A 7,808-nucleotide genomic window follows, 5' to 3' on the forward strand; every position below is an offset into this window, starting at 1 on the left:
ATGAAAAATAAAGTCTGCTTTTCACTACCTATCAGAGTTCACAATAAACGCCAGCACCAAAGAGAACATATTTAAAAAATGGTTCCTCCCGATGTTTCGCCTTCCGGGAGGAACTAGCTGGGAACCCGACTATTTATCTTATTCTTTTATCTTCCTGTAGAGGAAGAAGATCAAGAATGCGCCAGCCAGTAGTACAATTCCAGCTGCAGCTATGTTGTTGTGTCTATTGTTATTGCTGCTATCAGCTTCGCTCCCGATACCATCATTACTCTGTGTCTTATCCCCTGGTCCATCTCTGGCACCTTCTGAACTTGAGGTGACGGGTGATACTTTTGAACCTCCGGAACCTGAAGAGGCTGAACCGCCCGCTTTTCCCGTATCCTCTTGTGAGGACAAAGGCATTACAACAGCCTTACCGGTGCCTGAGCCCGAACCTGAGCCTGAAGAGTACTCATAGTTTGCGGTGATCGCAAAAGGTGAGAATCCGGAGATGTTGCGAACAATGAAATACGAATATGTGCCATCATTGTCCAGAAGTTCCGGAACATAGCTTTCCCATGCCGGATCACCCCAGTGCTTGAGCATCACAGAAGTAATGGCAAGGGAACCGCCATCACGTTCGTTCAGGACCCTGAACTCGATACTCCTGTTAAGACCAGTGTTGTCAACAAGTGTCTGGTTATTGAAACTAATGTCGAAGTACTGGTACACAGAGTCCTGAGAGAATCCCGCTTCAGATTCGTTAAGTGATGACTTGTCCAACACTTCGATCTTTATGCGCAGGTCAGAAGCATTGCCTGGAGTGGCAAAAGAAACAAAAGTGATACTACCGGTAAGATTGCTATAATCCATCTTTTCATCATCCGTTGTGTTGAATCCCACGTATGACATATTTCCGCTGGATGTGATCTCAGGAACCTGTGAAATAACAAATAAAATTTCCTCTCCATCCTCAGCAGCTGAAGAATTTGTTACTGTCCAATCCCATGAGAACGTATCTGACATACCCGTGGTTTCATTGCTTACTACAACAGATATGTTGTAATCCTCTACAAAGAAATCATCCTGATCGATGTACTCACTTGTGTTTATGGCACAGAATGATAGACATGAGGAATCGTCATCATTCGAGGACATGGTAATACCATTTCCGCTTATTGGTTCACCATCGATATACCAGCTAAAACTTGAGAGAATGTTAGCTGTCGCACTGAAGTTAGTTTCTTCACCGTAGATAGAGATTAGCTCCGTATCTTCCGGTGAGGTTGTACAGCTAAGCGGTTCAGCTACTCTTACGTTGAGCTGCTGGCTGGAAGTGCCATTGCTGTTCGTCACTGTCAGATTGACAGTGAAATCGCCTGATCCGAAAGTATGAACAGGGTTCTGTTCTGTGGAAGTGCTACCGTCTCCGAAGTCCCAGTGCCAGTCTTCCACCGGGCCAAAAGAACCATCCTCAAAACCTACTGTCAGCGGAGCAGTACCTGTGGTTTCACTTGCCGTAAAATCCGCAATGGGCAGGATGGAAACATTCATCCGGACATTACCAGTACTGCCCACATTGCCCACAAGATCGCTTAGAGTACAGCTATAGATAACCTTGCTTACAAGTGTTCCGGAATCACTGGCGGGAATGTCCACGGTCCATGAGTAACCGCCCGAACTTGTATTCATCTGATATTCTTCACCATCAACTGTTATGATGCATTCGGAAACAGAAGAAACATCCGTAGCATTCAGCTCGATCACAACAGAATCTCCTGTGTCTGCATTAAGAGGCTTCTGTATCCATGTATACGCAGGAACAGTGTTATCCAGCCTGAAGTTAGAGGACACGGAGTAATTGGTGTTGCCTGCGTTATCAACAGCCCTTATATGTAGGTACCAATTGCCATCGCCGGAATTCTTTGTCAGTGTACTTCCATTGTCAAAAGCTGTCCATTGAGATACCGAACCTACATTAGTATCCTGGGTCCAGGAATAAGCGAGCTGGTTAATACCTGAAAGCGCATCGGAAACCGTCACATCAGTGTTATGGCTCCTGGAATAGGTATCGTTTCCATTGTTTTCGATATGTATCACAGGCAGACCATTGTCCAGCCTGAACACACCGGATGTCGAATAGTTGACATTACCCGCATTGTCAGCGGATCTTACATGGAGATACCAATTGCCATTTGCAGAATCCTGCGTTACCGTATCACCGCTATTGCACACAGTCCAGGAGGAGACTGAACCCACATTGGAATTCTGACCCCAGGAATATGCAATGGACTGTACACCGGAAAGGCCATCCAAAGATGTTATTGTAGAATTGTGGCTTTGAGAATAAGTACTGTTACCATCGGGTGACAAGCTGACAGATGGAACGTGAGTATCTATATATGATACTGTAAAGACAGTAGCATTCTCATTACCTGCCAGGTCCCTGGCATATACTGTGTAGTTGCCATTCCCTGAGACTTCGAACGAATAAGGAGAACTGAGTATATTCCCACTTGATGCGAAATATGTGGAATTGAGGATACCAGTAGCCCATTTTACCTGAGAGACACCTGACAGATCATCTATGCTTACATTCAGGACAGCACTGGTGTTCTGCCAGCTGGCCGGATTGCCGGTGATACTCACAACAGGAAGCGTATTGTCCAGCGCAAAAGCATTGGATACAGAGTAATTTGTATTACCTGCATTGTCAGTTGCCCTGACATGCAGATAACAGTCGCCTTCTCCAGAATCTCTGGTAAGGGTAGCGCCATTATTGAAAGCTGTCCAATGTGATACTGAACTGACATTGGAATCGCTGGCCCAGGAATAAGCCAAACCCTCAATACCTGAAAGTGAGTCAACAACCGTTACATTGGTGCTGTGGCTTTGTGCATAGGTGGTATTACCGTCAGTACCGAAATGTATCACAGGCAGGCTGTTATCCATTGCAAAAGCGTTGGAAACGGAGTAATTTATGTTACTGGCATTATCAGTAGCCCTGATATGCAGATACCAGTCACCTTCCATGGAATCCCCGGTAAGGATAGCACCATTATTGAAAGCTGTCCAATGTGATACTGAACTTACATTGGGATCGTTGGTCCAGGAATAAACCAAAGCCTGAACACCGGAAAGCGGATCAACAACTGTTACATTGGTGCTGTGGCTTTGTGCATAGGTAGCATTGCCATCAGTGCCGAAGTGTATCAGAGGAAGGATATTGTCCAGTTTGAAGACATCAGATACTGAATAATTGCTATTGCTCACATTATCTGTGGCATTTATATGCAGATACCAGTCACCGCTGACAGTATCTTGTGCTAACGTAGCCCCATTTACAAAATCGGTCCATGATGATACGGAACTCATCTCAGAGTCATTGGTCCATGCATAGGAAATTTGTGCAAGACCTGCAACAGCATCTGTTCCAGTTGCTGTTGTGTTATGGCTTTTGGAATAAGTGTTATTCCCATTTGTGCCATAAAAGATCACAGGTCCGAGAGAATCTATGGTAAATGTAACGTCCCTTGCAGATGAATTATCGTGAGTGTCATTTGCATATACACGGAGCAGTGCACTGTTTGTATTGTCAGAGGGCAGAGTGAATGTCTTACTGTTGGTATTTAGCAGGTCCCCGATCTTTGTCCAACTACCATTGAAGAACCACAGGTCGTATCTGACAGCATCATCCTCCAGGTCGGTCGATATACCCCAACTGGCACTCATGGACTGACTACCCTGCTTTATCTGGCCGTTTGTCGGGGATGTGAAAGCTCCAGGAGTTGTAGGAGCATCATTTACGGCAGTCACATTCACAACAATAGTAGCAGTAAGCTGCGGAGTGGGTTCATCCGGCATTCCGCCGTATTCTACAAGGTAATAGTAGACTTCAGCACCATTAGGCAGATCGTTCCATTTTTTCTCATCAGAATTACCGAGGATCTGACCACAATCCTCCCCGGCTTCGAAGTCATTAGGTTCATTATCATTCCAGTTAGTATAGAATCCTGGCAACGTGGTACCATTGCTTTGATAGTAGAACAGAGTACCTTGCCCTGTTGTATTTTCTGGTCCGGTGACCCACCTCCATTCTCCCTCAACAGCAACATCGTTTGCTCCCATCCATGCATTATCAGGGGCTTTTGATCCGAGGAACACGCTTTCCTCTTCTGTAAGGATAGTGGCAAGATATCCCTGCATACCGGAAAGACTCCTTGCTTCCGCTGAAGCTTTTGCGGCAGTCCAGGAAATTACAGACCCGGAGTAAATGCTTTCATAATAGTGTCCTGTAGACTCGAGGTAAATCGCATTGTCGCCCATTACGAAGGTGATGTTCCTGCCAGAGGTATTGGGATCATCATTGATGTTCTCGTACCTGACATTCCTGAAAGCTTCCTGATATGCAGCCGCATTCCCGCTTCCCGACAGGGACAGGATACCGGTTGACGGATTAAAGCTTCCATTGATACTGCTTGTGTTGGTAAAACGGAGGAAGTCTTCACCTTCAACGTAACCATCACCTATGTAGACCCTGGCCGATATAAAGGTAGAACTGCCGCTTACATTGATACCGGCATCTACGGTCATATTATCGTTCTCATAATAAGTGACTGAAGCGTGAGAAGCATTCACAGTGGTCGCTACCACTACAGTGATATAATCCATTTGGGTGCTTGTGTTGCTTCCAGCGGTGTTTGTTGCACTGAGACTGACGGTATAAGTGCCTCCACTTGTATAGGTGTGGGTAGGGCTTTGATCATTTGAAGTGCTCCCGTCACCGAAGTCCCATAACCAGGATGCAGGTGTGTTGGTTGAGAGATCAGTGAAGTTCACTGTAAGTGGAGCTGAACCAGATGTAACATTAGCTGTGAAATTGGCAACAGGAGAGAGGATTTCTTCTGCAGTTGTGAAGTTTTGATTCTCACAATAGGGACCAGCAGCATTATTGTTATCCCATGTTCTTATTCTCCAATAGTACGTAGTACTGTAATCCAGATCAGAGCCAGCATAAGAGATATTGTTTGATGAAGAGCTTGTGATTTGGCCACTGTCCCACATATCACTTCCACCTTCTGTTGTTCCTACCTGGATCTGGTAAGCACCCTGTGTATCACCAACATCTGGATCAGAGAAAGTCCAGCTAAATTCAGGGGTCAGATCTGTTATATCTGTTGGATTCGTCTCACCTTCACACATAGGGGATGATGGTGCATTAGGAATTGTATTGGATACGAAAGAACCGCCCTCTATGAAAACACCCGAATCATAAACACCATCTCTTGCATCCGCAATGGCAAATTTCATGTGGTTTAAAGTGCCTGGTACTACTTCCGCTGTAGCTGTCATTATTATACTGGACCCATTAAAACAATTATTAAGAGGACCTGGCTCATAGTAAGTACCATTTCCAATATTAATTACACTGACTGGATTTCCATTAGGCAGCAGAGCAATATTCTCCCCATTTACAAAAAGGCCAAAAGCATCATCATACACATCTGTAAAACTTTCTTCAGAACTAAACCGATAATTAAAATTGATACTGCTTTTTTCAGGGACAAAATCAAATTCAAGAATAATGGCATCGAAAGTAGTATCATTGACAAGCGTACTCAGATCACTGTCCCCTAGCTGACTATTATTAGTGTTAGCAAAGTTAGACATATCATTGGATATGTTCGAGATTAAACCGGTACTCATTGCAACACCATAATCAAATCCCAGTGAGCCACCATTAGTGAAGTGACCGATTGCTGCATTACTGCCTGTAATTGAGATATTGGAAACAGTAACATTACTATTTTCTCCAAGCAGTATGTTCACCAGATCAGCGGCAGTGACACTATCTGATACATTTTGAACAGTAATTGTCGCTGCACTACCGATTCCGGCAAATAAGATCGAAAAGAAGAAAAAAACTGTCAAAAACGATACTGAGATTTTAATGTGTATGAATAAAGCCATACAAATAGATATACACTAATTATATAAAAATGGCTCTATTTTTATACAGCCCAAGTTTGACAGTTATCACTCCGTGATAAAGTGAATGTCTTCTCTTTTAGCCCAATTTTTTGTTTTTTTGTCAGGAAAACCGATTTGACAGTTTCAATAATTTAATGTGAACTTCTACGATATCGTCCTATTTTGCCTTAAGATCAGTGTATTTATGGCATCAAAGTTGGCGTAAATGTACTTTTTTGTAGTACTTTTCAGGAAATCGACTGTAACTGTCAAATTCAATAAGCTTTTTTTGATGAACTTTGTGGACTTATGCTTGAGTTCCTTGAACTCATATCGCATCAGCGATATGAACAGTTGTGCAATGAACCCTATGATAATAGCACCATAAATGCTAGCATCCGACCATACTCTTAACGGTTTAATTTCAATCTCATTCTTGAGAGAATGGATTATCTTCTCGATGGAATCTTTTCTCCGGTATGTTTGAAGAGCTTGTTTCACTGTCAAATCCTTGCTCGATTTCAGGCAGAAAAATCCTTCTCTTCCTGTTATTATATATTCCTCAAGAAGCTCGATAGCTTCTTGCTCATTAAGTTGTACTAGCTTAGTCTGCAGGGAATAACACACATCAACAAGCAGATTGTTGATCCTGAACCTTTTAGGAAGCTTCTTGTTATTGGTAATCGATTCCTGTATGTCTTTTACTTCCTGCATTTGTCTCATGACTTTTCTTGCCTTAGAATCAAGTTGCTCCTTCTGAAGCTTTTTTGAAAAATAGAAATAGTTGTAACTGCTTGGTTTAACTATCTTTATACAATATATGCCATCTTCCGGATCAATAAGTTCAGGAGAATTCCTCCAGAAGTTTGCTATTATCTTGTCGTCACTTGTATTGAGTTTCCTTGCAGTCAGATACTGCATATCATCTGCCCTTATCAGGGCAGTATTCCCTATGCTATGAGCTCCTTTATCAAAAACAACAAGTGAACCTTGTTTCAGTCTCTTGTTTACCTGTTGATATTTGTGTGCTCAAAATCGTATCTACCAAATAACCTGTCCTGAATGTCTGAAATAATCGTTTCACGATTGTTTCCCAGGATTTCAAGAACCCTGTAAAGGGTTCTTTCACTGAATTCTTCAAGACCAAAGATTTCAAGGACTTCAGCTCGATTGATCCATTCATGAGCCTTACTTATGCTGAAATAATCTGTAAGCTTGTAGCTTACAAGAGCTTTCAGCAGGTCGTTGATATCAATTCCATTCCTCTTGTGTTTACCAAAAACAGTGGAAAAGTCAAGGACATCATAGAGTTTGTTTACAGCCAGAATGGTTCCGATGGGAAATATATATTGTCGTTGGGAATTATGTCAATTGTTCTTAGTTTTGGTGGCATTTTTGGTCGAATACTACTAAACTAAGAACACGTATATTACTTTTAAATGTCAAAGTTGGGCGATAAATAATAGAAAAAGATTCAAAAGAATAAAAAAGAGAATAGAAAGGCAGTAGCTGCCTTCCATAAATTCGGTATTTACCTGGACCTTCTGCTTACAATGAAAGCGACAGATACAAAGACCAGCCCCATTGCTGCTGTGAATCCGGGTGTTTCCTTTCCTTCTTCAGTTACAGGTTCTTCAGGTGTTTCCTCAGCTATTTCCTGCTTAACCGGCTTAGCTTCTTCACTTACTGCCTTTACTTCATCACCCACTACGCTGAATATAGAGAATCCCGGCGTTTCTGCAACGAAGTACAGATACTCTTCATCGTCATTTTCTTTTTGTGTGGCCAGCTCTTCCCATTTTCCATCGTTGTAACGCGTCATGCGGATGGTTGAAGGGTCGATGTTGTTCTCCTCTATC

The 7,808-nt window shown here is 42.8% G+C and carries 2 protein-coding genes and 1 pseudogene; all 3 read right to left on the reverse strand.

Annotated elements, in window-relative coordinates; translation table 11 throughout:
- Positions 1-138: 138 nt before the first annotated feature.
- Positions 139-5,910 carry a choice-of-anchor L domain-containing protein gene (locus AB7U21_RS05900; RefSeq protein ID WP_428387672.1) on the reverse strand — a complete coding sequence of 1,924 codons (5,772 nt, stop codon included), beginning with the start codon at positions 5,908-5,910 and terminating at the stop codon, positions 139-141.
- A 204-nt stretch (positions 5,911-6,114) separates the two neighbouring features.
- Positions 6,115-7,342: pseudogene (locus tag AB7U21_RS05905) on the reverse strand (IS1634 family transposase).
- Between the two features lie 138 nt (positions 7,343-7,480).
- A partial coding sequence (locus tag AB7U21_RS05910) for a PGF-pre-PGF domain-containing protein (protein WP_428387674.1) occupies positions 7,481-7,808 on the reverse strand: 328 nt, incomplete at its 5' end.

Origin of the sequence: Methanomethylovorans sp. (genome assembly GCF_050177135.1) — an archaeon.
Lineage (GTDB): Archaea > Halobacteriota > Methanosarcinia > Methanosarcinales > Methanosarcinaceae > Methanomethylovorans.